Annotated in this window: 25 protein-coding genes; 11 read left to right on the top strand and 14 right to left on the bottom strand. The window is 72.7% G+C overall.

Translation table 11 applies throughout. The features are described 5' to 3' along the window. Positions 1-155: 155 nt before the first annotated feature. Positions 156-338, bottom strand: a complete 183-nt coding sequence (locus AB0H64_RS11540) for a hypothetical protein (RefSeq protein ID WP_357622874.1) — start codon at positions 336-338, stop codon at positions 156-158. 181 nt (positions 339-519) lie between these two features. On the opposite strand from AB0H64_RS11540, the gene AB0H64_RS11545 reads away from it, so the two are divergent. From AB0H64_RS11545 to AB0H64_RS11560, 4 genes are all read left to right on the top strand, one after another. Next, the gene (locus AB0H64_RS11545) at positions 520-2,034 is read left to right on the top strand and encodes a M28 family metallopeptidase (protein WP_357622876.1); all 1,515 of its coding nucleotides are present in this window, start codon (positions 520-522) and stop codon (positions 2,032-2,034) included. A 117-nt stretch (positions 2,035-2,151) separates the two neighbouring features. Further along, the gene (locus AB0H64_RS11550; protein WP_357622878.1) at positions 2,152-2,661 is read left to right on the top strand and encodes a SigE family RNA polymerase sigma factor; all 510 of its coding nucleotides are present in this window, start codon (positions 2,152-2,154) and stop codon (positions 2,659-2,661) included. After that, positions 2,658-3,890: a hypothetical protein gene (locus AB0H64_RS11555; protein ID WP_357622880.1), complete on the top strand. Its 1,233-nt coding sequence runs from the start codon at positions 2,658-2,660 to the stop codon at positions 3,888-3,890. Before AB0H64_RS11550 ends, AB0H64_RS11555 begins: the two co-directional genes overlap by 4 nt. An 84-nt stretch (positions 3,891-3,974) precedes the next feature. After that, on the top strand, positions 3,975-4,796 hold the full coding sequence (locus AB0H64_RS11560) for a DUF1206 domain-containing protein (RefSeq protein WP_357622882.1): 822 nt from the start codon (positions 3,975-3,977) through the stop codon (positions 4,794-4,796). A gap of 100 nt (positions 4,797-4,896) precedes the next feature. On the opposite strand, the gene AB0H64_RS11565 is transcribed toward AB0H64_RS11560, so the two are convergent. The 8 genes from AB0H64_RS11565 to AB0H64_RS11600 all read right to left on the bottom strand — a co-directional run bounded on the left by AB0H64_RS11565 (position 4,897) and on the right by AB0H64_RS11600 (position 12,403). Next, positions 4,897-6,006: a class I SAM-dependent methyltransferase gene (locus tag AB0H64_RS11565; RefSeq protein ID WP_357622884.1), complete on the bottom strand. Its 1,110-nt coding sequence runs from the start codon at positions 6,004-6,006 to the stop codon at positions 4,897-4,899. 114 nt (positions 6,007-6,120) lie between these two features. After that, the gene (locus AB0H64_RS11570; RefSeq protein ID WP_357622888.1) at positions 6,121-7,011 is read right to left on the bottom strand and encodes a helix-turn-helix transcriptional regulator; all 891 of its coding nucleotides are present in this window, start codon (positions 7,009-7,011) and stop codon (positions 6,121-6,123) included. A 198-nt stretch (positions 7,012-7,209) separates the two neighbouring features. Then, positions 7,210-7,893, bottom strand: coding sequence for a sensor domain-containing protein (locus AB0H64_RS11575; protein WP_357622890.1), 684 nt, complete (start codon positions 7,891-7,893; stop codon positions 7,210-7,212). 103 nt (positions 7,894-7,996) lie between these two features. Next, complete coding sequence (locus tag AB0H64_RS11580) at positions 7,997-8,479, bottom strand: hypothetical protein (protein ID WP_357622892.1); 483 nt, start codon at positions 8,477-8,479, stop codon at positions 7,997-7,999. Then, the gene (locus AB0H64_RS11585) at positions 8,476-9,051 is read right to left on the bottom strand and encodes a hemerythrin domain-containing protein (RefSeq protein ID WP_357622894.1); all 576 of its coding nucleotides are present in this window, start codon (positions 9,049-9,051) and stop codon (positions 8,476-8,478) included. Before AB0H64_RS11585 ends, AB0H64_RS11580 begins: the two co-directional genes overlap by 4 nt. Positions 9,052-9,440: 389 nt before the next feature. Continuing rightward, positions 9,441-10,016 carry a hypothetical protein gene (locus AB0H64_RS11590; protein ID WP_357622896.1) on the bottom strand — a complete coding sequence of 192 codons (576 nt, stop codon included), beginning with the start codon at positions 10,014-10,016 and terminating at the stop codon, positions 9,441-9,443. After that, positions 10,001-11,080: a lytic polysaccharide monooxygenase gene (locus AB0H64_RS11595; RefSeq protein WP_357622898.1), complete on the bottom strand. Its 1,080-nt coding sequence runs from the start codon at positions 11,078-11,080 to the stop codon at positions 10,001-10,003. The genes AB0H64_RS11590 and AB0H64_RS11595 overlap by 16 nt, the downstream gene beginning before the upstream one ends. 123 nt (positions 11,081-11,203) lie before the next feature. Beyond that, complete coding sequence (locus AB0H64_RS11600; RefSeq protein ID WP_357622900.1) at positions 11,204-12,403, bottom strand: DUF418 domain-containing protein; 1,200 nt, start codon at positions 12,401-12,403, stop codon at positions 11,204-11,206. A 102-nt stretch (positions 12,404-12,505) separates the two neighbouring features. Here AB0H64_RS11600 and AB0H64_RS11605 point away from each other — a divergent pair, with 102 nt between their 5' ends. Continuing rightward, positions 12,506-13,270 carry a TetR/AcrR family transcriptional regulator gene (locus tag AB0H64_RS11605; protein ID WP_357622902.1) on the top strand — a complete coding sequence of 255 codons (765 nt, stop codon included), beginning with the start codon at positions 12,506-12,508 and terminating at the stop codon, positions 13,268-13,270. Between the two features lie 10 nt (positions 13,271-13,280). Here AB0H64_RS11605 and AB0H64_RS11610 read toward each other — a convergent pair whose 3' ends face one another. Beyond that, entirely contained in the window at positions 13,281-14,078 is a 798-nt protein-coding gene (locus tag AB0H64_RS11610; RefSeq protein ID WP_357622904.1) for a DUF2306 domain-containing protein, read from the bottom strand. 120 nt (positions 14,079-14,198) lie between these two features. On the opposite strand from AB0H64_RS11610, the gene AB0H64_RS11615 reads away from it, so the two are divergent. Then, positions 14,199-16,940 carry an AAA family ATPase gene (locus AB0H64_RS11615; RefSeq protein WP_357622906.1) on the top strand — a complete coding sequence of 914 codons (2,742 nt, stop codon included), beginning with the start codon at positions 14,199-14,201 and terminating at the stop codon, positions 16,938-16,940. A 35-nt stretch (positions 16,941-16,975) separates the two neighbouring features. Here AB0H64_RS11615 and AB0H64_RS11620 read toward each other — a convergent pair whose 3' ends face one another. After that, positions 16,976-17,860, bottom strand: a complete 885-nt coding sequence (locus AB0H64_RS11620; protein ID WP_357622908.1) for a LysR family transcriptional regulator — start codon at positions 17,858-17,860, stop codon at positions 16,976-16,978. Positions 17,861-18,089: 229 nt separating this feature from the next. Between AB0H64_RS11620 and AB0H64_RS11625 the strand changes: the two genes are divergently transcribed. The 5 genes from AB0H64_RS11625 to AB0H64_RS11645 all read left to right on the top strand — a co-directional run bounded on the left by AB0H64_RS11625 (position 18,090) and on the right by AB0H64_RS11645 (position 21,666). Beyond that, complete coding sequence (locus AB0H64_RS11625) at positions 18,090-19,010, top strand: helix-turn-helix transcriptional regulator (protein ID WP_357622910.1); 921 nt, start codon at positions 18,090-18,092, stop codon at positions 19,008-19,010. An 82-nt stretch (positions 19,011-19,092) separates the two neighbouring features. Next, positions 19,093-19,497 carry a nuclear transport factor 2 family protein gene (locus AB0H64_RS11630; RefSeq protein WP_357622912.1) on the top strand — a complete coding sequence of 135 codons (405 nt, stop codon included), beginning with the start codon at positions 19,093-19,095 and terminating at the stop codon, positions 19,495-19,497. Beyond that, on the top strand, positions 19,494-19,949 hold the full coding sequence (locus tag AB0H64_RS11635) for a nuclear transport factor 2 family protein (RefSeq protein ID WP_357622914.1): 456 nt from the start codon (positions 19,494-19,496) through the stop codon (positions 19,947-19,949). Before AB0H64_RS11630 ends, AB0H64_RS11635 begins: the two co-directional genes overlap by 4 nt. Further along, entirely contained in the window at positions 19,946-20,833 is an 888-nt protein-coding gene (locus AB0H64_RS11640; RefSeq protein WP_357622916.1) for an alpha/beta fold hydrolase, read from the top strand. The genes AB0H64_RS11635 and AB0H64_RS11640 overlap by 4 nt, the downstream gene beginning before the upstream one ends. Then, the gene (locus AB0H64_RS11645; protein ID WP_357622918.1) at positions 20,830-21,666 is read left to right on the top strand and encodes an NAD(P)H-binding protein; all 837 of its coding nucleotides are present in this window, start codon (positions 20,830-20,832) and stop codon (positions 21,664-21,666) included. Before AB0H64_RS11640 ends, AB0H64_RS11645 begins: the two co-directional genes overlap by 4 nt. A 17-nt stretch (positions 21,667-21,683) precedes the next feature. Here the strand turns inward: AB0H64_RS11645 and AB0H64_RS11650 are convergent, their stop codons facing one another. The 3 genes from AB0H64_RS11650 to AB0H64_RS11660 are packed head-to-tail and all read right to left on the bottom strand — an operon-like array spanning position 21,684 to position 24,107. Then, entirely contained in the window at positions 21,684-21,944 is a 261-nt protein-coding gene (locus tag AB0H64_RS11650; RefSeq protein WP_357622920.1) for a GNAT family N-acetyltransferase, read from the bottom strand. 14 nt (positions 21,945-21,958) lie between these two features. Continuing rightward, the gene (locus AB0H64_RS11655; RefSeq protein ID WP_357622922.1) at positions 21,959-22,711 is read right to left on the bottom strand and encodes a glucose 1-dehydrogenase; all 753 of its coding nucleotides are present in this window, start codon (positions 22,709-22,711) and stop codon (positions 21,959-21,961) included. Next, entirely contained in the window at positions 22,695-24,107 is a 1,413-nt protein-coding gene (locus tag AB0H64_RS11660) for an MFS transporter (protein ID WP_357622925.1), read from the bottom strand. The genes AB0H64_RS11655 and AB0H64_RS11660 overlap by 17 nt, the downstream gene beginning before the upstream one ends. Between the last annotated feature and the right edge of the window lie 20 nt (positions 24,108-24,127).

Consider the following 24,127-nt stretch of genomic DNA (forward strand, 5'->3'; position numbering starts at 1 on the left):
AACCCGTGATCCGCCGTGGGTCAGCAGGTGCTCATGGCGCGCGTGTGCGAGTGGACTTTCCTCGCCTTTCCCGTTCTCATGATCTCACCGGTCGATTCGGTGCGTGTTCGCGGGAACGAGGGGAAAGCCCATGGGACCTCGGCGTCCGGCGGGGCTCAGGCCTCGGTGGGCCGGTCGTAGCCTTCGGACTCGCCGTAGACCTTGCGGTGCGGGTCCTGCTCCGGCTGGTTGGCCGGGTCGGTGGGAGACGGGTCGAACTCCTCGGCGAAGTCCGCGTCGTCGTACATCTCGGGATTCTCCCGCCGGTCGGCGAGCGGCCGCTCGTCGGGCTGCGACATGGCTCCTCCTGCGATCCGATGGACCGCCCGTGGCCGGGGGCCGGCGGGCGGCGGACATCGAGCCCCTGCCCGCGACGGGCGCGCTCATGTCGGCGAACGAGCCGGAAGCCACTCCGGACGGCCGGTTACGGGCCTTCCTGGTTCGTGAATCCGGTCATTCATCTCGCTGTGGGGGAGCCATATGCGTGTATCCATCATCAAAGGAGTCACCGCCGTCGTCGCGGCCCTCGCCCTGCCCGTGGCCGCGACCGTCCCGGCGCAGGCCAAGGGGCTCGACGACTCCTTCGCCGGGCTGCTGACGAGGCAGGTCACGGGGGCGAACGTGCGCAAGCACCTGGACGCGCTCCAGGGCATCGCGGACGCCAACGGCGGCACCCGGGCCGCGGGCACGCCCGGCTACGCCGCCTCCCGTGACTATGTGGCGGGCAAGCTGCGCAAGGCCGGCTACCGGGTCACGCTCGACCCCGTCGACTTCGTCGAGAGCTGGACCGAGAACAGCCCGCCGGCCCTGGAGCTGACCGCTCCCGGCCGGCAGACGTACACCCCGGACGAGGACTTCTTCACCTTCCAGCCGTCGCCCGCCGGCGAGGTCACCGCGCAGGTCCAGGGGGTGGACCTGACGCTGCCGCCGACGCCCGCGCCGACCTCCACCAGCGGCTGCGAGCGATCGGACTTCGACGGGTTCGTGGCCGGCCGGATCGCGCTCATCCAGCGCGGCACATGCGCGTTCGCCACCAAGATCCGCAATGCCGGGTTCGCCGGGGCGTCCGGGATCATCGTGTTCAACGAGGGCCAGCCGGGCCGCACCGACGCGTTCCCGCTGGACATCGGCGAGTGGCGGGCCGGCGTGCCGATGGTCTTCGCCGACTTCGCGGTCGGCGCCGAGCTGGCCACCACGCCCGGCGCGACCGCGCACCTCAAGGTGGACGCCACGCTCAAGCTGGGCACCGACCACAACGTGATCGCGGAGACGCGCCTCGGCGACCCGCGGAACGTCGTCATGGCCGGCGCCCACCTCGACAGCGTGCCGGCCGGGCCGGGCATCAACGACAACGGCTCCGGCAGCGCGGCCATCCTGGAGACCGCCCTGCGGATGGCCCACTACCCGGTCCGCAACAAGGTGCGCTTCGGGTTCTGGGCGGCCGAGGAGATCGGCCTGCTCGGCTCCGAGCAGTACGTGGAGGGACTGACGGACGAGCAGCGCGACCGGATCAGGCTGTACCTGAACTTCGACATGGTGGCCTCGCCCAACTACGCCTACATGCTGTACGACGGCGACGACTCCGACGCCACCGGGTCCCCGGCGGGCCCGCCCGGCTCGGCGCAGATCGAGAAGCAGCTCGAAGCCTTCTACGACGCCCGCGACCTCGGTCACGTGGGCACCGACTTCGACGGCCGCTCGGACTACGGGCCGTTCATCGAGGCCGGCATCCCGTCCGGCGGCATCTTCACGGGCGCCGAGGGCATCAAGACGGCCGAGGAGGCCGCCGTGTTCGGCGGCACGGCCGGGGTCGCCTACGACGCCTGCTACCACCAGGCGTGCGACACCACGGCCAACATCGACGCGACCGCGCTCGACGTCAACGCCGACGCGATCGCCGACTCGACCATCAGGTACGCCTTCAACCTGAGCTCGATCCCGAAGCGCGGCGACACGGCGGGGGCGTCCCGTCTCGCCGCGCGCACCACGAACTGATCGCGGGCCGGAGGGCGGTCGCCGGAAGGGCGGCCGCCCTTCGCGTGGAAGCAGCGCATAGCGCGGAGGGGGACGCGGCGTCATAGAGGGTGACATCCACATCTCTTGGAGGTGACCGTGGACCCCGCAGACGAGCGAGGTTTCCGCGAGTTCGTTTCCGCCCGCTCGCCCGCGCTCATACGCCTGGGCTTCCTGATCACCGGCGGCGACCAGTACGCGGCCGAGGACCTGGTGCAGAGCGCGCTGGCGAAGCTGGCGTCCCGGTGGCGGCGGGTCGAGGCGCCCGAGGCGTACGTCAGGCAGATCATGTACCGCCAGCACATCAGCTGGTGGCGCACGACGGCCCGCCGCGGCGAGGTCGTCCAGGCCGTGCCGCCCGAGCGGCCCGGCGAGGACCGCACCCACCAGAGCGAGCTGCGCATGGTGCTGCGGGGCGCGCTGGCCCGGCTGACCGCGCGGCAGCGCACCGTGCTCGTGCTCCGTTACTTCGAGGACCTGCCCGACCACCAGGTCGCCCGGGAGCTCGGCTGCTCCGTCGGCACGGTCCGCAGCACCGCCCACCGATCCCTCGCCCGGCTGCGCGAGATCGCCCCCGAGCTCGCCGAGGAACTGGAGGCCGTCCGATGACCCGACTGCTGCGTGACACCCTGGAGGAGTGGGCCGGCGAGGCCCGGGTGCCGCACGACCTGGCCGACCGGGCGCTCGGAGGCCGGCGCAGGCGGTGGGCGCTCTCAGCCGGCGTGGGCGTCCTGGCCGCGGGGGTGGCGGTCGCCGTCACCGTCGCCGTGTCGGGGCTGGGCGTGGACCACCGGCAGGCCACGGTACGGCCGGCGACGGGCGTCACGCTCCCCGCCCGGCCGTCGCCCGCGCCCACGGACGTGCGGACGTACACCGAGGGCCGGCCGCCGCGCACGCTCATCGCGGCCGGGAACGTCGCGGTCTCCGCCTACTGGACCACCACCACGGAGAAGGTGTCCGAGAAGCTGGAGCGATACAGGCGGACGTGGTGGCTGTACGACCCGAGGAACGACGGCTACGAGAAGACCGACTGGGCCTGGGTGGACGTCGCCCCGGGGCTCCAGACCGCCGCCGCGATCAATGGCGACCTGCTGGGCCGGCAGATCGCGATCGTGGACATGGCGACACGTCAGGTCCGGACGTTCATCGACCTGGAGCACGACGCCGGCTCGGTCGTCTGGTCGCCGGACGGCACCAGGCTGCTGGTCACGACGTACTCGGGCTTTCCCGACGAGCAGCCGCCCATGAAGAACAACACGATCACGTACGACGCGAACACGAAGATCGGCACCCGGACGGGCTACTACGTCATCGACGTGACCACGGGCGAGAAGGAGTATCACGAGCTGCCGGCGTTCACCTCGCCCTCGAAGGAGGAAGACACCGCCCCGGGGAACGGCAACTCCCGGCAGGACATGGGCTGGAGCGTCGACGGCTCCCTGATCTGGGCGCCCACCGACACCATGCCGGACCGCCTCTTCTACACCCCGGACGGCGAGCGCCACGACCCGCCCGCCGACCGGTACATCCCCTACACCGGCCGCACCGCCCTGTCCCCCAACGGCGAGCTGGTCATCGGTCCCCGGCAGTCCGGGCTGCCCACGGAGATCACGGACGCGCGGTCGGGACAGGTCGCCGGCCGCCAGAAGGTGCTCCAGCTCCTCGCCTGGGCCGACGACGACAACGTGATCGCGCTGGGCTGCGCCAGGAAGTGCGACGACGAGTTCGACAACGGGCTCGTGCTCGTGAGCGTGGACGGCAGCAGGACCACGCAGCTCGCCGCCACCGGCAAGAGCGAGGGTGCGGGCTCCTGGGAGTGGGTCCTGACGCCCCGCTGACCTGGCCACACGTTCTCCACAGGCTTGGACGCCGCGTTCCAGGGCACTCGGAAGGTCGTCTTCGGACGATTTGAGGAGGATCCGGTGACCACTGTGGAGAACGCCGGGCGTCAGGCCCAGGCGATGGCGCGGCGGGCGGCCGACCACCCGATGCTCGACCGGCTGGCCAGGGTCGGCCTGGCCTGCCGGGGCGTCCTGTACGCCCTGATCGGGGTGCTGGCGGTGCAGATCGCCCTCGGCCACGGGGGCAAGCAGGCCGACAAGGGCGGCGCGATGACCACGATCGCGAGTCTGCCGTTCGGCGCGGTGCTGCTGTGGGTCATGGTCGTGGGCTTCGCCGCGCTGGCCATCTGGCAGGCGTCCGAGGCGCTGTTCGGCGGGCTCAGGATCACCAAGGACCGCGTCGAGGCCGCGTTCCGCGCCGCCGTGTACACGCTGATCGTCGGCTCCCTGCTGACCCTGCTGCTGGCCGGGAAGTCCGGCTCGGACGACAAGAAGTCGCAGGACGTGACCGCCAAGCTGCTCGACCTGCCGGGCGGCCAGTTCATCGTCGGCCTGATCGGGCTCGGCATCATCGGGCTCGGCGTCTACTGGATGTACCAGGGATGGAAGAAGAAGTTCCGCAGGGAGCTGGACCAGGGCCGCATGTCGCCCGCGGCGAGCAAGGCGATGGACCGGCTCGGCACCGCCGGCTACCTGGCGCGTGGCGCCATCGCCGCCCTCGCCGGCGTCTTCGTGGTGCAGGCGGCCATCACCTACGACCCGGACAAGGCCGGCGGCATCGACGCCACCCTGCGGGCCTTCGCCGAGACCCCGGTGGGGCCGTGGCTGCTGATGGTGGTGGCCGTCGGGCTGCTGCTGTTCGCTGGCTACTGCTTCGGTGAGTCGCGCTGGCGCCGCACCTGACGCGCCGTCCGCCGTACGGAACCTGCGGCCGGGCCGGGGTCAGCCCCCGGCCCGGCCGCAGGTTCACCCGGTCGAAAGCGGATCTCTCCGGGTGGAGCGGTCAATCGACGGCCGGGACGGGCTGCGTCTCCGTGCTCCCCGTCAGCCGGTGGATCCGCCGGTCGCCGCCCCAGCGGTTGATCGCCTCCTCGTCGGCGAAGGCCAGCGCGCGCATCATGTTGCCGCTGTAGGAGGTCAGGATCGTGCGCCGCAACCGCCGCCGCTGCGGCGCCGTCAGCCGGTCGGTGCCCGCCTCCACGGGGTCGCCGTAGTGCGGCGCGTACGACACGCCCTCGAAGCCGGTACGGCTCAGCAGCGTCCGCAGCGTCTCGGGCGCGTAGAACATCAGGTGGTTCTTGGTGAAGCCGCTCCACGTCGGGCCGTACGTCTTCAGCAGCAGCGACCGGGCGTTGACCGTCAGCACGAGCAGCACGCCGCCCGGCGCCAGCAGCCGCCTGAACTCCGTGAAGTCCGACAGCGGCCTCGGCAGGTGCGCGAGCACCGACCAGAGCGTGATCACGTCGAAGCCGCCCTCCGCGACCTCCGGCACGTCCTGCGGGGCGCCGAAGTACGCCCGCGCCCGGGTCAGCCGCGCGTTCGCCTGCTCCACCGAGTCGGGCGACAGGTCCACGCCGTACGCCTCGAAGCCGCGCTGCTCGGCCAGTTCGAGGAACAGCCCGGCGCCGCAGCCGAAGTCGAGCAGCCGCCGGCCCCGCCCGTCGCTGAACACCGGGGCGAACGCGTCCATGGTCAGCCGGTAGCGGCGCTGCCGGTTGGCCGCGTACGCGCCGGTCAGGAATCCGCTGTAGCCGGTGGCGTACAGGTCGCCCAGGTGCTCGGGGCGGATGTTCGGGTTGCGGTAGAGGAAGCCGCACGAGGGGCAGCGGACCACGTGGTAGCTCCACCCGTCGCCGTTGGCCGGCTCGAACAGCGGCTGCTGGCGCGACTCCCCGCACATCGTGCAGGCGACGAACTCCTCGATGTCGCCGAGCGGCATGCCCGCCGCGTAGTCCGCGAGCGACACCACCGGGGCACGCCGCAGCCGCCAGCGCCACCGCGCCTCGTGCACCAGCCGCTCGCCGGGGCGGACGTAGACCCGCTGGCCCGAGGGCACGCGGTTGTAGCGGGAACCGTAGACGATCCGGCTGATCAGCCGACGCGCGGAAACCATGGCAACACCTCTGATAAAGAGCGGAATGCCGGGGATTTGCCCCTGTCTGTGAGCGGCTATTCCCTCGCGCTGGTCAAGACGGCCCCCCGATGACCCCGGGCGGAGCGCGGGCTCTCAGGCCGGTGGAAGGGGGGCGGCGCCGTGGGTGAGGCCCTGCCGCTCGGCCCAGGCGTCGAGCGTCCTGATCGCGGCGTGGTCGGGGCCGCCGGCCGGGGCGCTCATGAGCACGATCGCCTGGGCGCCGTCGTCCACGGAGGTGAGGACCTGCCAGTCCACGCTGAACCGGCCCGCCACCGGGTGGTCCAGCCGGCTGCTCCCCGAGGTGCGCATGGTCACCAGGTGCTGGGCCCACCAGGTGCGGAAGTCCTGGTCGCGCAGCGACAGCTCGCCCACCAGCTCCCGCAGCCGGGGCGCGTCGCAGGCCACCCCCGCCGCCAGCCGCAGCGCGGACACGGCCTCCTGGGCGCGTTCGCGCCAGTCGACGAGCATCGCCCGGACGTGGGGGTCGAGGAACGTCATCCACACGTAGTTGCGGTGCCGGGGCTCCATGGCGGCCAGGTCGCCGAGCAGCGCGGCGGCCAGCCGGTTCCAGGCCAGGATGTCGAAGTAGCGGCCCATGACCAGGGCCGGGGTGTCGGCGAGGTTGGCGAGCAGGCGCTCCACCTGGGGGCTCACCCGGGGCGCCGAGCCGCCGCGCCGCTCGGCGGCGTCGTCGGGGTGCGCGAGCTGGATGAGGTGGCGCTGCTGGTCGTCGTTGAGCAGCAGGGCGCGGCCGATGGCGTGCAGCACCGGGCGGGAGGCGGTGCGCACGCGGCCCTGCTCCAGGCGCGTGTAGTAGTCGATGCTGATGCCGGCGAGCTGGGCCACCTCTTCCCGGCGCAACCCCGGCACCCGTCGCGGGTAGCCGGTCTCCGGCAGGCCCACGTCCGCGGCGGTGACCAGGGATCGCCGCGTGCTCAGGAAGTCGCCCAGCGGCCCTCTCGGGCTCGCGTCCGGTGCTCGCATCACCGGGATTATGGCACCTATACGGAGCTTTCACCGGGGAAAACCGTTCCTCGGAACGCCGCATCCTTCCTGGTCAACGCGCTAACCGTCAAGCTTTGACATGGAGGGGGGAGGGGGCCGGCCGCCGCTGACCGGGAGGGATTCTGTGGCGGCCGGCCCCTTTCGTTCTGCCTCGCCCCGGTTCGCGGTCGCTCGGTTTCACAGGTGGGCGGTGGCGCGGAAGGCCGGGTGCGAGGGCACGTACTCGGACGGCTCGTACGGGTGGTTCGTGACGGGGCGGCCCAGCAGGATCTGCGCGGGCACCGCCCTGAACAGCGCGGCCCCCCGCACCGCGGGCGCGAGCGTCAGCGCGAACAGCACTCCCACAGCGGTGTTGAACAGCACGAACGTCGTCGTGCCGCTGCCGAGGCCCAGGACCTGCGGCAGCCCGCCGTCGAGGCCGGGGATCCCCGCGATGACCCACCCGTAGAGCGGGAACGTCAGACCGGCGATCGCCACCGCCCACCAGACGGTGGTGACGACGAACGCGACGATGGCGAACGGCAGCGCCAGGATGCCGTACAGCAGGTCCATCCAGGTCTGGGCGCTCGTCAGCGGGTTCAGCGTGCGCCGCCACCAGCCGGCCCACACCGGCGGCCGGGCGTACACGGGACGGGTAACGGGCCGGCGCAGGACGTCGGCGAGGGCCGCGCGCTCGCTGTCGGCCACGTTGCGCGCCAGGAGGGCGGTGGCGGCGAGCACGAGCAGGCCGACGACGGCGACCGCGCTGCCCAGCCCGGCCGCGACACCGGTCACGACCAGGGCGAACGAGGCGAGAGCGGCCGGCAGGCCCAGGAGCGTGTAGCGGGTGTCGGTGGCGATGCGTTGCCGGAGGGTCGTCATGACGAGAACGCTACGGACGCGGACGGCTCCGGACGATGCCGCCCGCAGGCCGGTCGGGGGTAGGGACAGCCCTACCTCCTTCCGCTCGGACGGCGCGCCGGTCTCACCTCCGTCTGACGCGTGGCCGCGGGCGGCGCAGCCAGGCGAGGAGCCAGATCGTCTCCGCCGCCGCGTCCAGCAGGTACATGGGCGAGATGCGGCCCTTCGGCACGTACACCAGGTCGACGGCCAGCAGCGTGGCCGCCGTGGCCCGGCCGACGCGGCGCGCCTGCTCGGCACCCGCCACGGTCGAGGCGCCCCGGAGCTGGGTCCAGCCGACGCCGACCAGCAGCCCGGCCACCGTACGGACCAGCCAGCGGTCGGTCTTCGGGCCGAAGACCCGCTCGAAGCTCGGCATGTGCAGCAGCGGCCAGAGCCCGCCCACCACGTTGAACAGCCCGTGCGCCCGGACCAGCGCCGCCGTGCCCCGGTCGGGGACGGCGGCGGCCCCGAGCGCCCCGGGGCCGAGCTCGGCCCCGAGGGCGGGCCCGCTCGCCCCGGGCACCTCACCGCGGGCCGGGGCGCGGGTAGCGGGCGGGACGGTCATCTCTTCGCCTGCCGGATGACGTCGCGGATGCGGTCCATCATCGCGGTGGGCGTCCCGACCAGGACGTTCTTGGTGGCCGACTCGACGCCCGGATGCGGATGGGTGGGTGCCATCGCCTCGGCGGCCTTGACCCCGGCGGACATCGCGCGGCGCTCGGCGGGGCTGGTCCCGGCCCGCAGCTTGGCGAACTCGTACCGCTCCTCGCTGCGGGCGTGCGCGGTGACGGCGGCGCGCAGCACCGCGAGCCGCTCCAGGAAGTCCGGGGCGTCGGGCCCGTCCTTGTCCATCTGCTGGAGCAGCTCCTTGGCCTCGCGCTCCTCGGCCAGCCGCTCGTCGGCGACGCCCTCGCCCCCGTCGATGACCTTGCGGGCGTACGGGTGGACGATCTCCTCCTCGGCCGTCTCGTGCACGGCGAGGAGGCGTACCAGGCGAGTGAAGGCCTCGCCCCGCTCCTGCGGGCTCGCCTTCTCGACCTCGTCGAACATGTCCCTGATCATGGCGTGCTGGGCCAGCAGCAGATCGATGACGTCCGTCTCCTCCATCGTCTCCGGACGGTGCGAGCTGGCGGTCATGGCGGTCTCCTCTCGACTACACGCCGCCGCCCTACCCCGGAGGGCTTGTGTCACGCGTGTCATGACCCGTTCCGGTAGCTTCGCCGACCTCCGGTGAAAGTTTCAAGGAGAGATCCAGGTGGGGCGGGAAGTCTCGCCGTCCGTGGCCCCTTTTCGTTGACATCTGGCCGCCAGCTCCCACAATCCTGCTTGGGAGCGCTCCCATAACGCGCTCCCCTGTTGCGCTCCCGTCGAAGCCAGGAGGTGAGGCCGCCCCGTCGAACCGTGTGACCGCTCCATGACACCATCCCGCCCGGATGGCAGGGACGCGGCCGGCCTTGAGACCTCCCCCCTCTCCGCCGGCCGCGTTCTCCACGTCATGGCCCGCCGGACGGGCGGTGAGCCGGTGGTCAGCGAGCCGTCTCCCGCTCGAACCGATCGCGAGCCGCGTCGATCACCCCCTCGTCCGCGAACTCCTCGAACGCCTCCTCGTGACAGCGCTCCGGGACGATCTCCCTGACCCGGTCCGGATAGCCCGGTCCCGGCTCGGGCACCCTGACCCACGGCGCGTCACCCAGCCGTACCGCGATCGGGCCCGAGGCACGGACCGACATGGCCCAGTTCGTCCCCGCGCCGGTGATCGCGCACATGTGCCGGGCGTAGACCCACCGCACCTCGGCCACCGTCCGGGCGGCCGGCGGGTCGAAGCCGAACGGCTCCACCGCGCACACCACCCGCCCGGCGTTCTCACCGAAGTCGTGGCCGTGCTCGTGGTGCTCGGCGGGGGTCGCCTGTTCGAGCAGAGCCGTCACCCGGGCCGCGAGCCGCCGCTCCAGGTCGTGCCGTCCCGCCTGCTGCACGCCCAGGACCACGGCCACCCCGGCCAGCAGGAGGAGGGCCGCGGCGACCGCCGCCACGACCCCCTTCCGCCGGGACAGGGTCACGGCGCCCGCCCCGGGCCGGCCGTCGCCTAGGGGCTCGTGCACGTCAGCGCGGGAGCCGGGTCGGGGGCGGTGCCGGTCGCGTTGAACCCGAACGTGGTGCTGGCGTTCGCCGCGAGCTGCGCGTTGTGGGGCGCGTTCTTGACCGTCACGTTGGGCGGCTGCGCGGACAGCACGCCGTTCCACGGTGATCCGTCGAAGCCCTGGCCTCCGCTGTACGCCCACCGGACCGTCCAGCCGTTCAGTGGCGTGGAGCCCGGGTTGCGCACGGTCACCTCGGCCTGGAAGTGGCCCGCCCAGCCCGGCGTGGCGATGGTGCGCCACGTGGCGGAGCAGTTCCCGGGTGGGGGCGGGGTCACGGTGGACGTCACGGTCGGGGTCGTGCCGGGCGACTGGCCGTTCGGGCCGACGCCGGTGACCTCGCCGTTGCCGCCGTCGAAGACGACGTCGGAGCAGCTGTAGAAGTTCTCCTGGCTGTCGGAGCGGATCCAGTGGATGTAGAGGATGTGCCGGCCGCTCTTGCCCGACGGGAGCTGGACGTTCCAGTAGTAGTAGTTGAGCCCGCCCGTCCCGCCGGACTGCGGCGGGTTGGCGACGCTGCCGAACGACTCCAGGTCGGACCACTTGAGCGGCCCGTCGGGGTTCCAGCCGTTCTTGGTGATGTAGTAGACGAACGAGCCGGGGTGCGCCGCCCAGTTGCTGTGCCGGATCTGGATGGTCGCGCCCGAGGTCAGGTGGGTGACGGGCCAGTCGGGGCGCACCGCGTTGTAGGCGGTGAAGTCGTACGGGCCGCCTGTGCCGCCGCTGCAGAGCTGGCCGTCGGGGATGAATCCCGTCGTGCGGCCGGCGCCGTCGGAGCGCAGCACCGCGAACCAGTTGTAGAGCGGGGTCGAGCCGCTCTGCGCGACCGCCGCCCCGCAGGCCGGGTTGTAGGGGATGATCTGCCCGTTGTCGCGTAAGCCGTCCTGCCAGCACAGGAACGTGCGCGCGCCGGGGAACATCGTGACGCCGTGGGCCTGTGCCTGCTGCGGCGACAACGCCACCAGCAGGCTCGTCACCAGGGCCACGGCCATCGCGGCCACCAGGGCCGCCGACCGGATCGGTCTCATGGAGGAGTCCCTTGTTCGAGCGAAAGGGGAATCCGTCCACGACCCGCCCCGCCCGGCAGCACCCGTGTGTGCGCATTGAAACACGGCGTCGCGGGCTCGGCAACGCGCGATGAAACTTTCAGCCTACGGCCGGGGCCCGTAGGTGAGGCGGCGCAGGACGGTCTCGGCCGGGCCGGCGTACCGGAGCCTGTCGAACAGGCTCGCGGCCAGGACGGTCGCGAGCCAGACGGTCACCGCGACGACCAGGCCGGTTACCGTGGGGCTGCTGAAACGCCCACCGAGGTCGAGGGTGAAGGGCGCCAGGAGGACGAGCCAGGCGACGGACTGGAACAGGTACCCCGACAGGGAGCGCCGGCCCAGGGCCGCGAGCGCGCCCACGACGGGGCCGGGTCGGGAGATCCGCAGGACGATCAGGCCGAAGACGGCCGCGTACCCCGGTCCGGCGAACATGCCGCTGCCGCCGTGCAGCGTCAGCATCAGCCCGGCGGCCGATTCGTCGACGTGCAGCCATCCGGCACTCACCAGAGCGGCCGGCAGGCCGCCGGCGACGGCGACGCCGAGGCCGACGACCGCGGTCCGGATGAGCAGGCTCCGGTGGCGGGCCGGCTCTTCGAGGACGCCGCGGCGGGCGGCCCACATGCCCAGCCAGGCGATGAGGATGAAGGGCAGGACGGTCAGCGTGTGCGCCGGCCATTCGGCGAGGCGGTCCAGCATGGACGCGAGGTATCCGGGCGCGGCGAGGGAGTCGACGTGGCCCGCCGGCAGCGCGGCCGACCCGGCCGGGCCCGCGAGGATGCCGCCCACCACGACGGCGCCGAGGACCAGGACCTCGACCGCGGACAGTGCCCAGAGCACCAGCGCGATCCGGTGGAACCTGTCGCTGCGGCGCAGCAGCACCAGCGTCATCACGATGCCGACGATCCCGTACGCGCCGAGGAAGTCGCCGTAGTACAGCAACGTCGCGTGCGCGAGACCGAAGACGACGAGCCAGAGGTTGCGCCGCATCAGCACCGAGCGGACCCGTTCCGGTGTCGCGCCGGAGGCGTCCTGGCGGCGGGCGAGCTGGACGAGGCCGTAGCCGAACATCATGGCGAAGACCGGGTACCCGCGGGCGTGGACGAGCTCGAAGAGTAAGAAGTTCAGGCCGCTGTCGACGCCGTCCGGCGTGGCGTCGAGGCCGGGCTCGCCGGCGAAGACGACCCCGGCGGCGTTGGCCAGCGCGATGATCAGCAGCATCGCTCCCCGGGCCAGGTCCGGTGCGAGGGCGCGTTCGGTGCGCCGCACCGGCCCTCTCGATGTCCGCGATGCGATGTAGAGGCTCATGTCCGTCCTTTCGACTTAATTTGTGAGAGAAACTATCACTCATATACTAATGAGGCTCTGCCATGATGAGTCCCGCGATCTTCCAGGGCGAGCGAGGGAGCCATGACCAGCGAGAACGTTCCGGTAGCACTACGGCGGCTGTGGCGGATCCCGGAGGTGTCGGAGTCGTCGCGTCTGGGGCGGCCCGCCACCCTGGACGTCGACCTGGTCGTCGCCGCTGCTGTGGAGATCGCCGACCGCGACGGGCTCGGCGGCGTGACCCTTCCCAAGGTCGCCAAGAGCCTCGGTGTCACCGGGATGTCGCTCTACCGGCACGTCGGGTCCAAGGAGGAGCTCCTCGCGCTGATGACCGACCACGCCGTGGGGATGCCGCCGGCCCTCGACACCGACGACTGGCGCGAAGGGCTGCGCAGGTGGGCGCTCGCACAGCGCGCGGTGTTCCGGCGGCGACCGTGGCTGACTCGCGTGCCCATCTCCGGGCCGCCCTCGGGGCCGAACCAGATCGCGTGGATGGAGGCCGCACTGGCGATCATGTCCGGCACCGGCCTCGACTGGGCGCACAGGGTCGGCGTCCTGTCGGTGATCGGCGGTTACGTGCTCCAGTCGGTGCGTCAGCACAGCGACCTGGCCGAGGTCAGAGCAGAAGGTCAGGAGCAGGCCGACGCCGCGCGCGACCATGCTCGGGCGCTGGTACGGCTCGTGGACCCCGAGCGGTTTCCCGAGACGGCCCGGCTCTTCTCCTCGGCGCTGTTCCAGGCGCCACCGCCGACCGCTTCCGCGGAGACCGCCGCCGACGAGGACTTCTCGCTCGGCCTCGAACTCATCCTGGACGGTGTCGCCGTGCGGATCGCGCCCTCCGGTTCCTGAGGTGCGCTTCTCAGCCGGCGGGCGACCCTGCCCCGGAGGCGGCACTTCGTCGGGAGCGTCCACGGGACTTCGGCCTGCCGGTGTGGTCCGTGTACTCCAGCCACCATTCCGCGAGCAGCAGGTTGACGACCCAGCTGAGCCATACGCCGGCGGAGCCGATCGCCTCGATCATCGCTTGCTGGTCGCCACCGTAGGCGCTGTCGAGCCGCGGAAGCTGGACGACGAGCAACACCCCGGCCCACAGCCGGCTGGCCACGATGGACGTGGTCAGCGCGAAGCTGCGGATCATCCACCTGCGGTGCTCGGGGAACCGCCGCTGCCGCGCCATCCGCCACCCCGCGACACCGGTGATCAGCCACACGATGCCCAGCATGGTGTTCCCGGTGTTCCCGCCGAACCCCGTGTGGCCGAACGGTGCCACCCCGAGAACGGTGATTCCCGCCGGGAACACGCCGCAGAAGAAGTACGCCCGCCCCATCCGGCGATGGGCCCGGGGATGGGAGCGCCGGAACCACGGCCACACCTGGAAGCACCCCGTCAGCAAGGCCACCGTGCCGAAGACGATGTGCGCCACGAGGAGGGGATAGAAGAATGCCGGCGAATCTGACACGTCCACCCGTGATCGCGCCGGGTCCAAGGTGAGGTACGGCGGCAGGGAGTACACCACGAACCCGAGCATCACGATGAGCAACGGAACGATCCAGCCGAGCTGGCGCCGCCGCCTCGGCCCCGCCTTGCGGCGCGCGGGCGACGCCTCCGCCCCTTCCTCACCGGGCACGGGACCCGGTTCCGTCAACGTCGTGGCCACAGAAGGTCTCCTCGTCAGAGTCGGGGCGGGCGCGTGACGCCCGCCGATCGCGGTCAGCTTCGCGGGGACGCGGATCCGGGGCCAGAGTCGAACCGACTGCAGTCGCACGGGACACCTCCGGTGGACAGGCGGACACCGCCCGTGATGTACGGCAGGGGCAGGGAGCGGGCGGCGATCGCACGGCTGCTCGCCGACGCCCGAGAGGGACGCGGCGGGGTGCTGGTCCTGCGCGGTGAGGCCGGGATCGGCAAGAGCGCACTGCTGCGCCACGCCGCCGCGACCGCGGGGACCCCCGCGTCCATGCGGGTACTCGCGTGTGCCGGCGTGGAGTCCGAGGTGGAGCACGCGTTCAGCGGGCTGCTGGGGCTGGTGCGGCCGGTGCTCGACCATGTGGACGCGCTGCCCGCCGTCCAGGCGGAGGCGCTGCGCGGCGCTCTCGGCCTCAGCCGCTCTCGCGCCTCGGACCACCTGGTCTCGGCGGCGGTCCTGACGCTGCTCGCGGCGGTGGCGGCGGACCGCCCGCTGCTGGTCACGGTCGACGACGTGCAGTGGCTGGACCGGGCCTCCGCCGCCGCCCTGCTGTTCGCCGCCCGCCGGCTGGCCGGCGAGCCCGTCGCGATGCTGCTCGCCGTACGCGAGCCCGAGTCTCCGCCGGTCAACACGGCCGGGTTGACCGAACTGACGCTGGACGGGCTGCCACCGGAGGACGCGGCGCGGCTGCTCGACGCGCACGGCTGGACGCTGCCGGACCGCCGGCGCGACGCCCTCATCGCGGCGACGGGCGGCAACCCGCTCGCCCTGATCGAACTGGCCCGGCTCGACGAACCCGACCGCGCCATGCTCGACCTGGCCATGCTCGGGACCCTGCCCGTGAGCGCCAAGGTACGAGCGGCGTTCCTGCGTCAGGTCGACGCCCTGTCCCCGGACGGCCGCGCGGCCCTGCTGGTGGCGGCGGCCGAGGAGACCGGGGACGTAGGCACCGTCCTCGGGGCCGCCGCCCGGCTCGGCCTGCCCGCCGACGCTCTGGACGACGCCCAGCGGTCGGGACTGGTGCGACTCGGCGGGGTCGACCTCCGCTTCCGGCACCCGTTGCTCCGCTCCGCCGTCTACGCCGACGCGTCCTTCGAGCGCCGCCGGGCCGCGCACCTGGCCATCGCCGAGCACCTGAGCGCCGCCGGAGAGAACGATCGGGCGACCTGGCACCGCGCCGTCGTCACGACCACGCCGGACGAGGAGATCGCCGCCGCGCTGGAGCGCAGCGCCGACGCCGCCCGCCGGCGCGGCGGCGCGGCGGCGGCGATCTCCGTCCTACGGCAGGCCGCGCGGCTCAGCGAGTCGCCCGCCGGTCGACGCCACCGGACGGTGACTGCCGCCTTCGTCGCCCTGGACACGGGCCGGCCCGGCCTGGCCAGGACGTTCGTCGACCAGGTCATGGCCGAGCCGGTGCCCGCCGCGACCCTGGCCCAGCTCAACGGGACCATCGAGCTGTACGGCGGGGACCCCGCCATCGCCTTCACGCACCTGATGCGGTGCGCCGAACTCATGGCGTCCACCGAGCCCGAGGAGGCCGCCTGGACCCTCCTGCTCGCGGCCGGATCGGCGTTGCGCGCCGGGGACATGGAGGCGACGCTGCTGGCGACCCGGCGCATCACCGCCCTGGACTGCTCTTCGGCGACGCTCCGCGCCGCCGAAGGTCTCCTCGGCGGCTTCGAGGGGATCGTCACCGGCGCCGAGCTGTGGGAACTGCCGGCCGCCCTGCCCGGGGGGCGGGGCGGGGGAGAGGAGCGGCAATGGATGTGGGCGACCGTGATCGGCTGGATGGGCCCCGACGACCACCAGGCCCTCCGGCTCGCCGAAGCCACCGGCCGCCGGGTCCGTGCCGAGGGCTCCGCCGCGCTGCTGACCGAGGTGCTGTTCTACCACGCCGACATCGAGTTCCGGCTCGGCCGCTGGGCGGAGGGCGCCGCGCACGCCGAGGAAGGTCTCCGGTTCAGCTACGAGACCGGCCAACGGGGGTGGACGGCCGGCTTCCTCGCCCAGTCGGCGCGGTTCGCCGCCGTGCGCGGCGATGCGGCGGCATGTCGCCGGTATGCCCGGCAGGCGCTGGAGGTCGCGTTCCCGCTGCGTGAGCGCCTGGCCGCCGCGACGGCGACCGGCGCGCTGGGGCTGCTGGCGCTCGGGGAGGGCGCCTCGGCCGAGGCGTTCGCGGAGCTGATGCGCCTGTTCGAGCGTGGTTCGCCGCACGCCAACGACTTCGTCGCGCTCGCGATGCTCCCGGATCTGGTCGAGGCCGCCGTACGCGCCGGGGACGCCGAGCCGGCCCGGCGGATCGTCGAGGCCGTGGAGGCTCGGACCGGCGATGTCCGCGGCCCCGTGGCCCTGGCCGGGAGGCATCGCTCCCACGCGCTGCTCTCGGACGACGCCCACGCCGAGTCCCACTACCGGAGCGCGCTGGCGAGCTTCGGCCCCGACCAGCGCCCCTTCGACCGGGCCCGGACCGAACTCCTGTACGGCGAGTGGCTGCACGGAAACCACCGCAGAACCGAGGCCCAGGTGATGCTCAGGGCCGCGAGCGAGACGTTCGACGCGCTCGGGGCCGAGCCCTGGGCCCGGCGGGCGCGCGGCTGGTTGCGGGCGGCCGGCGGCGTCCCGCTCCGCCGGAGCCGGCACGTCGCCGCCCTGCTCAGCCCGCAGGAACTGGAGGTGTCCAGGCTCGCCGCGAGAGGGCTGAGCAACCGCGAGATCGGCGACCGGATGCACCTCAGCCCACGGACGGTGGGCTCGCACCTGTACCGGGCGTTCCCCAAACTGGGGATCTCGACGCGCGCCCAGCTTCGCGACCTCGACCTCGACCTCGACTGACGGATCACCGACGCCGCGATCGGGATGCGTCTCGTTCAGAGCGGCCCGAGGTCTCGCACGATCTGGGCCAGCGCGCGGATGAGGTCGTTCTCGATGTCCGACCGCCACACCAGCGCGTACGGCAGGGCCGTCAGGTCATGGACCGGTACGTAGACGACGTCCGGCCGTACCCAGTACCGCGTCATGTGCTCCGGGAAGAGCGTCACGATCTCGCCCATGCCGATCCGGGTGAAGATCTCGGCGGGGTTGCGCACGAGCGGGCCGCGTTCGATGACGCGGCCCTTGCGGGTGTGGGGCGGGACATAGGCGTCGAGCCAGTAGTCCGGCCTGGACTCGATGTCGGGATGCAGGAAGTCGCTGACCGTCTCCAGCGAGATCGACGTGTGGCCGGCGAGCTCGTGCCCGGGGGCCACACCCAGCACGCGCGACTCGGCGAAGAGCACGGGGCTGACGGTGAGATCGGGCTCCTCGGCGGGCAGCCAGGCGACCAGGACGTCGAACTCGCCGCGACGCAGCCTGCCGAACAGGTCGTCGAAGGTGGGATGGCTGATGCGCAGTTCCCAGGTGGGGTGACGGGCACGGAAGGTGTCCCAGTACGGGCGCAGGTCGTGGACGTTGAGCGGCATCATGCCGACGCGGAGCACGGCGGTGGTGCCCCGGGCGGCCAGGCGGGCGCGTTCGAGGCTGTCGCGCAGGCCGGCGTAGACGGGCCTCAGGTCGTCGCGGAGCTGGCGGCCGAGCGGGGTGAGCTGGACGTGGCGACGATTGGAACGGTCGAACAGCGCGCCGCCGATACGGCGCTCCTGCTCCCTGATGGCCTGGCTGACCCGGGCCTGCGAGACGTGCAGGCGTGCCGCGGCCCGGCCGAAGTGCAGCTCCTCGGCCAGCGTCAAGAAGATCTCGATGTCCCGGATTTCCATGGACGTCACTCAGGAGAGGCCGGGGTGACGGGCAGCCGGGTTCGAAGCCGACGCCCTTTGGCGATCAGCAGGATGAGCCCGATGCCCCATAGCTCCATAGACATCCCTTTCGCCCGATAATCCTCATGTTATCGAGCGAGTGCGAGGACGGCGTTGATGGAGACGCCGGCGCCGGGCAACCTGGAGAACGCCCGCGAACGGCCCCTACCCCTTCCCCCTCCCGGTGATCATGAGTCTGGCGAGTCTCGGTCTGACCGACGAACAGGAGCACCTCTACCGCTACCTGCTGCGTCACCCGCATCTCGACGCGGACGCCGTCGATCTCGTCATGCCGGAGGCCCGCCGCGTGCTCGCCGAACTGAGAGCTTTCGGCCTGGTCGGCGACGCACTGACCGCGCTTCCCCCTGCCGCCGCGGTCGATCTGCTGGTGCGGCGGCGCATCGAGCAGACCCGGCGCCGGCTCACCGAGCTCACCCTGGCCTGGGACGTGCTGACCGAGCTGGCCGAGGAGCATCGCAGCGGCCGTCTCGTCCAGATGGTCGAGCACATCCCGGACGGGCCGGCCGTCACCCGCCGCATGCGCGCCCTGCTGGCCGAGAACCCCGGCGAGTTCGCCCACGTGACGACCCGCGCTCACAGCAGCACGCCCTACGACCACCGGCCGTTCCAGCGGCTGCTGGCACGGGGGTTGCGCAGCCGCACCCTGTTCCCCGCCCGGGTCCTGGCCGACCCGGCGCAGGACCCGCACACCCGGTCCCTGCACGCCCTGGGTGACCTGCAGCGGGTGACCGTCGAGCCGACCCGGCACCTGGCGATCGTCAACCGCGCGGTCGCCTTCGTCCAGGCCGATCCGCACGGCCCGGAAGCCGGAGCGTTGGAGATCCGTCAGCCCGGCCTGGTCGCCATGCTCGCCGACGTCTTCGACGGCATGTGGGATCGCGCCCGGGACCTGAACGACCTGCCCCTGTCCCCGGCCGAGCGGCAGGTCCTGCACGCCCTGACCCGTCACGACACCGACGAGACCGCCGCACGCTCGCTCAACATATCCGTGCGCAAGTTCCGCGCCCACATCGCCGACCTGATGGCACGACTCGGCGCCGCCACCCGCTTCCAGGCGGCACTGCAGGCCAAGGAGCGTGGCTGGTTGTGAGCTCCGGGTGCAGGTTCCTGCACCCGGACCTGCAACTTCTTCGTCTCCTGCGCGCCTGCCCGGGGCCGACATGCTGAGCCGTATGGATCGTTTCGATGTCATCGACACCTGCACCCGGATGGCATGGCACGCCGACCAGCGGGAGTGGAGCGAGCTCGCCGAGGTGTTCGCCGACGAGGTGCTGCTGGACTACACCAGCCTCAACGGCGGCGAGCCGGTCACCCTCACCCCGGCGCAGATCGTCGAGGGCTGGGAGGGCGCGCTGAGTGCCTACGTGGCCACACAGCACCTGATCGGCAACCACCTGGTCACCGTCGCCGGTGACGTGGCGGTGTGCACGGCCTCCTTCCAGGCCACGCACCGCAAGGACGACGACTCGCTGTGGACGCTGGGCGGCACCTACCGCTTCGACCTCGTGCGCACCGGCGACGGGTGGCGGATCACCGGCGTGGTGATGACCGCGGCCTGGAGCGACGGCACCCGATGAGGACGCGCACCATCGTGGGGGCGGCGACCGCCGTGCTGGTCGCCGGCGGAGTGGTGGCCGTGGCCGGCAGCGACTTCCTGCGGGCGGTCGCCACCGACGCCGTCGAGCCCCTGCCCTCGGTGACCGCTTCGCGCGGACCGCTGGACCCGGCGGCGCGGCGCTACCTGGACGCGGTGGCGGCCGAGGACGCCGACGCCCTGGCCGCCGGCTTCGCGCCCGACGGCCTGGTCATCGACGTCGGGCGCGAGATCCGCGGCCGGGATGCCATCCGGCGGTGGGCCGCCGACGAGGTCATCGGCGGCGTCTACACGCTGCTGGACCACACCCCGCGCGCCGGCGGGGTCACCATGCTGGTCCGCTTCCAGCCCGGCGGCGTGGGCGGCTTCCGCGCCAACTACCACTTCGACATCACCGACGGATTGATCACCAAAGCCACTCTGGAGTACGCGTGAACAAGGTCACCAAGGTCGCTTTCGACAGCGACGGTGTCACCCTCGCCGGCAACCTGTACCTGCCCGAGGGGGTGGAGCGGGCCCCGGCCGTCGTCGTCGCGGGCACCTGGACCAGTGTCAAGGAGCTGATGGCCGACCGCTACGCGCAGCGCCTGGCCGAACGCGGATACGCCGCCCTGTCCTTCGACTTCACCGGCTTCGGCGAGTCGGGCGGCGAGCCGCGCGACGTGGAGAACCCGGCCCGCAAGGTCCTCGACATCCACCACGCGGTCGCCTTCCTGGCCACCCACCCGGCCGTGGACGCCGACCGCCTGGGCGCCCTGGGCATCTGCGCGGCCGCGATGTACATGGCCGACAACGCCGCCCACGACCCGCTCGTCGCCTCCCTGGCTCTGGTGGCGCCCTGGCTGCACGACGCCTCCATCTGCGAGCAGGCGTACGGCGGCGCCGACGCGGTAGCCGAGAAGATCAAGCTCGGACGGGAGGCCCGGTCGCGCTACGACGAGACCGGGGAGATCGACTACGTGCCGGTCGTCAGCGCCACCGACCCACGCGCGGCCATGCCGTACGACATCGACTTCTACCTCAACCCCGAGCGTGGCGGCATCCCCGCCTGGCCCAACCGCTTCGCCGTGATGGCGTGGCCGGACTGGCTCACCTACGACTCCATCGCCCTGGCGCCGCGCATCTTCCAGCCCACCCTGCTCGTGCACAGCCAGGACGCCGCCATCCCCGAAGGCGCCCACCGCTTCCACGCCGGGCTCGCCGGCGCCAAGGACATCCTGTGGACCCAGGGCACCCAGTTCGACTTCTACGATCAGGAGCCCCAGGTGGCGGTCGCGGTGGACGCCGTGGCCGCGCACTTCGGCAGGACGCTGCGATGATCCTCGTCACCGGAGCCACCGGCAACGTCGGCGGCGAGGTCGTGCGCGCGCTGGTCGGCGCGGGAGAACCCGTGCGGGCGCTGGTCCGCGAGCCCGCCGGCCTGCCGGTGGAGCAGGCCGTCGGCGACCTGAACGCGCCGAGCTCGCTCGGCGCCGCCCTCGACGGCGTGCGCGGGGTCTTCCTGCTGCCCGGCTACCGCGACATGCCCGGTCTGCTCACCCGGTTCCGGGAGGCCGGGGTGGAGCGGGTGGTGCTGCTGTCCAGCCTGGCCACCGTCGCCACCGACACCCGCAACGCCGTCTCCCAGTACATGATCGGCTCGGAGACGGCGGTGCGCGAGTCAGGGCTGGCCTGGACGTTCCTTCGGCCCAACGCGTTCATGTCCAACGCGCTGCGCTGGCTGCCGCAGTTGCGGGCCGGGAACGTCGTCAAGGACGCGTTCGGCGGCGTGCCGATCGCCTCGGTCGACCCGTACGACATCGCCGCCGTGGCCGTCCGCGCCCTGCTCGACCCCGGGCACGAGGGCCGGATATACCCGCTGAGCGGGCCGGAGCGGCTGCTGCCCGCGCAGCGGCTCGCCGTCCTGGCCGGCGTGCTCGGGCGTGACCTGCGTTTCCAGGCCCTGTCGGACGAGGAGGCCAGGGCTGACATGGCGGGGCGCGTGCCGGAGGAGTACATCCAGGCGTTCTTCAGCTTCTACAGCGACGGCACCCTGGACGAATCCCAGATCTATCCCACCGTGGAGAAGGTGACCGGGGCACCGCCGCGCACCTTCCACCAGTGGGCCCTGGCCCATCGCACCGCCTTCACGGTGGACGCGGGCCCGGCGTAGAACGCGCCGGAGACCGGTCAGGCAGCCGAGGGGACGTCGCCGGGGCGCCACATCGGCCAGAACGTCGAGCCGTCCGGCAGCGCGAACGGATCGCGTGGCCGGTACCCGTGGCGCAGGTACAGGGCCCGGCTGCGCGGGCTGCTCGCCTCCGGGTACGCGGGCAGCCCGCCGAGCTCGGCCTGGTGGTGGCGCAGCAGGGCGGTGCCGAGCCCCTGGCCCTGCCGTGACGGGTGGACCGCCAGGAAAGCCAGGTGCCGCGAAACCCGCCCCCACCCCACCAGGGGAAGCCGCGTCAGAGGGCGGCGCCGCCGTCCACCACCAGGTCGTGGCCGACCGTGAAGCCGGCCTCCGGCGAGGCGATCCAGAGGATCGCGCCCGCCGCCTCCTCCAGAGTGCCGACCCGCCCGGCGGGGAGCGCGTCGCGCATCCGCTCCGCCCGGTCCGCCTCCGTCTCACCCGGGCGCATCGACATCGTCGTGTCGTGCGCTCCCGGGCTGACGACGTTGATCCGGATGCCCTCGCGGATGTACTCCAGGGCCGCCGTGCGCGTCAGCGCGGCCACGGCCGCCTTGCTCGCCGCGTACGCCCCCAGGCCGGGGAGGCGCTGATGGGCGCCGATCTGCGAGGCGATGTTGACGATGACCCCGCCTCCGGCCGTGAGCATGTGGGCGATCTCGTACTTCATGGACAGCATGACGCCCGTGGTGTTGACCGCGAAGGTGAAGGCCCAGTCGTCCTCGTCGATCTCGGCCGCCTTCCCTGTCGTGAGGACCCCGGCGTTGTTGACGGCGACGTCCAGCGACCCGTACGTCGCGACGGTCCCGGCCACCAGCCGCTCCACGTCCGCGGCGCGGGTCACGTCGGCCGTGATCGCGACGGCCCGGCCGCCGGCCTCCTCGGCCAGCTTCACGGTCTGCTCCAGCGGCTCCCTGCTCCGCCCGGCGACCACGACGCGGGCGCCCTCGCGGGCGAAGGCGAGCGCGGTGGCGCGGCCGATGCCGGAGCCGCCGCCGGTGACGAGCGCGACCTTATCTGCGAACCTCATGACGATCCTCTCTGTTGCGGGTGTTCTCGTTGCGCGGGCTGCGGCCGGCGATGCCGGTCAGCGCCGCGGTCAGGACGAAGAGCAGTGCGGTGACGGCCAGCGCGAAGCCGTAGCCGTGGGTGACGGCGGCCGGGTCCCGGTGCGGGCCGGTGCGTGCCGCGGCGAGGGCCGCCAGCGCCGCCAGCCCGACGGTCGGCCCCACCTCCATCGCGGTGTTGACCAGCCCGGCCCCGAGCCCGGCCTGGCGGGCGGGCACGCCGTCGAGCGCCGTCACGGTCGCCCCCGACAGCGCCAGCCCGGAGGCGACCGGGAACAGCAGCAGCCCGGCGAGCACCACTCCGGCGTACGGGGTGCCCGGCTCGATCAGGCTGAGCAGCCCCATGGAGAGCGCCCCGAGCCCCAGCCCGCACACGGTCACCGCGCGGGCGCCGAGCCGCCCGACGAGCCGTCCCGACACCGGCCCCATGGCCAGCACCAGCAGGTACGGGGCGAACGCGGCGCTGGTCTGCAGCGGCGTCAGGCCGCGTACCTGCTGGAGCCAGAGCGTCAGGAAGAACGTGGTGGTCGCGCTGGCGGCGGCCGTGACGAGGACGGCGACCAGCGCCGCGGGCCGGCGGGGCGAGGCCAGGAAACCCAGGGGGAGCAGCGGCTCGGCCGCGCGGAGCTCCACGGCGGCGAACGCCAGCAGCAGCAGCCCGCCGGCGCCCGCCACGATCGGCGCGGCGTACAGCAGCCCGAAGCTCAGCGTCACCATGCCCGCGGTCGCCAGGACCGCTCCGGGCACGTCGAGCCGCGGCGCCCGGCCGGGAGTCCCGCCGGCGGCCCGGCCCGGGAGCAGCCGGGCGGCGGCCACGACGACGGCCGAGGCCGCGATCGGGATGGCGAAGGCCCATCGCCATGACACCAGGGCGGCGATCACCCCGGACAGCAGGCTGCCGGCCGTCGCGCCGGTCACCGACAGCGTCCCCCACACGGCCGTCGCCCGTGGCCGGCGCTCCTCCGGCACCACCTGCCGGACCAGCGCCATGGCCGCCGGAGCCGTGAGCGCGGCCCCCACCCCCTGGGCGAACCGCGCCACGAGCAGCACGAGGTTTCCGGGCGCGAGCGCGGCCGCGGCCGAGGCGACCCCGAACACGGCCACGCCGGCCAGGAACGCGCGGCGGTGCCCGTACAGGTCGCCGAGCCTTCCCCCGAGCAGGAGCAGGCCGCTGAACGACAGCCCGTAGGCCGAGTTGAGCAGCGCCAGGTCGGCCGGGTCCATGCCGAACTCACGCTGGACGGCCGGGAGCGGGACGACGAGGAGCGTGATCGACGCGATGAGGACGACCTGTGAGCCGGCGAGCACGATGAACGCCGGACTCGCCAAACTAGATCGATCGTTCCAGATAGCGGGCATGGCAAAGTCTTCCTCGTCTT

It is taken from the genome of Nonomuraea sp. NPDC050733 (assembly GCF_040654215.1).
In the GTDB taxonomy this organism is placed as follows: domain Bacteria; phylum Actinomycetota; class Actinomycetes; order Streptosporangiales; family Streptosporangiaceae; genus Nonomuraea.

Excerpts from the sequence above, each read along its gene's own strand:
- AB0H64_RS11595 (WP_357622898.1), bottom strand. The coding sequence starts at position 11,080 with ATGAGACCGATCCGGTCGGCGGCCCTGGTGGCCGCGATGGCCGTGGCC.
- AB0H64_RS11620 (WP_357622908.1), bottom strand. The coding sequence starts at position 17,860 with ATGGAAATCCGGGACATCGAGATCTTCTTGACGCTGGCCGAGGAGCTG.
- AB0H64_RS11660 (WP_357622925.1), bottom strand. The coding sequence starts at position 24,107 with ATGCCCGCTATCTGGAACGATCGATCTAGTTTGGCGAGTCCGGCGTTC.
- AB0H64_RS11585 (WP_357622894.1), bottom strand. The coding sequence starts at position 9,051 with ATGACCGCCAGCTCGCACCGTCCGGAGACGATGGAGGAGACGGACGTC.
- AB0H64_RS11565 (WP_357622884.1), bottom strand. The coding sequence starts at position 6,006 with ATGGTTTCCGCGCGTCGGCTGATCAGCCGGATCGTCTACGGTTCCCGC.
- AB0H64_RS11635 (WP_357622914.1), top strand. The coding sequence starts at position 19,494 with ATGAGGACGCGCACCATCGTGGGGGCGGCGACCGCCGTGCTGGTCGCC.
- AB0H64_RS11625 (WP_357622910.1), top strand. The coding sequence starts at position 18,090 with ATGAGTCTGGCGAGTCTCGGTCTGACCGACGAACAGGAGCACCTCTAC.
- AB0H64_RS11630 (WP_357622912.1), top strand. The coding sequence starts at position 19,093 with ATGGATCGTTTCGATGTCATCGACACCTGCACCCGGATGGCATGGCAC.
- AB0H64_RS11570 (WP_357622888.1), bottom strand. The coding sequence starts at position 7,011 with ATGCGAGCACCGGACGCGAGCCCGAGAGGGCCGCTGGGCGACTTCCTG.
- AB0H64_RS11580 (WP_357622892.1), bottom strand. The coding sequence starts at position 8,479 with ATGACCGTCCCGCCCGCTACCCGCGCCCCGGCCCGCGGTGAGGTGCCC.
- AB0H64_RS11645 (WP_357622918.1), top strand. The coding sequence starts at position 20,830 with ATGATCCTCGTCACCGGAGCCACCGGCAACGTCGGCGGCGAGGTCGTG.
- AB0H64_RS11575 (WP_357622890.1), bottom strand. The coding sequence starts at position 7,893 with ATGACGACCCTCCGGCAACGCATCGCCACCGACACCCGCTACACGCTC.
- AB0H64_RS11555 (WP_357622880.1), top strand. The coding sequence starts at position 2,658 with ATGACCCGACTGCTGCGTGACACCCTGGAGGAGTGGGCCGGCGAGGCC.
- AB0H64_RS11655 (WP_357622922.1), bottom strand. The coding sequence starts at position 22,711 with ATGAGGTTCGCAGATAAGGTCGCGCTCGTCACCGGCGGCGGCTCCGGC.
- AB0H64_RS11605 (WP_357622902.1), top strand. The coding sequence starts at position 12,506 with ATGACCAGCGAGAACGTTCCGGTAGCACTACGGCGGCTGTGGCGGATC.
- AB0H64_RS11600 (WP_357622900.1), bottom strand. The coding sequence starts at position 12,403 with ATGAGCCTCTACATCGCATCGCGGACATCGAGAGGGCCGGTGCGGCGC.
- AB0H64_RS11545 (WP_357622876.1), top strand. The coding sequence starts at position 520 with ATGCGTGTATCCATCATCAAAGGAGTCACCGCCGTCGTCGCGGCCCTC.
- AB0H64_RS11540 (WP_357622874.1), bottom strand. The coding sequence starts at position 338 with ATGTCGCAGCCCGACGAGCGGCCGCTCGCCGACCGGCGGGAGAATCCC.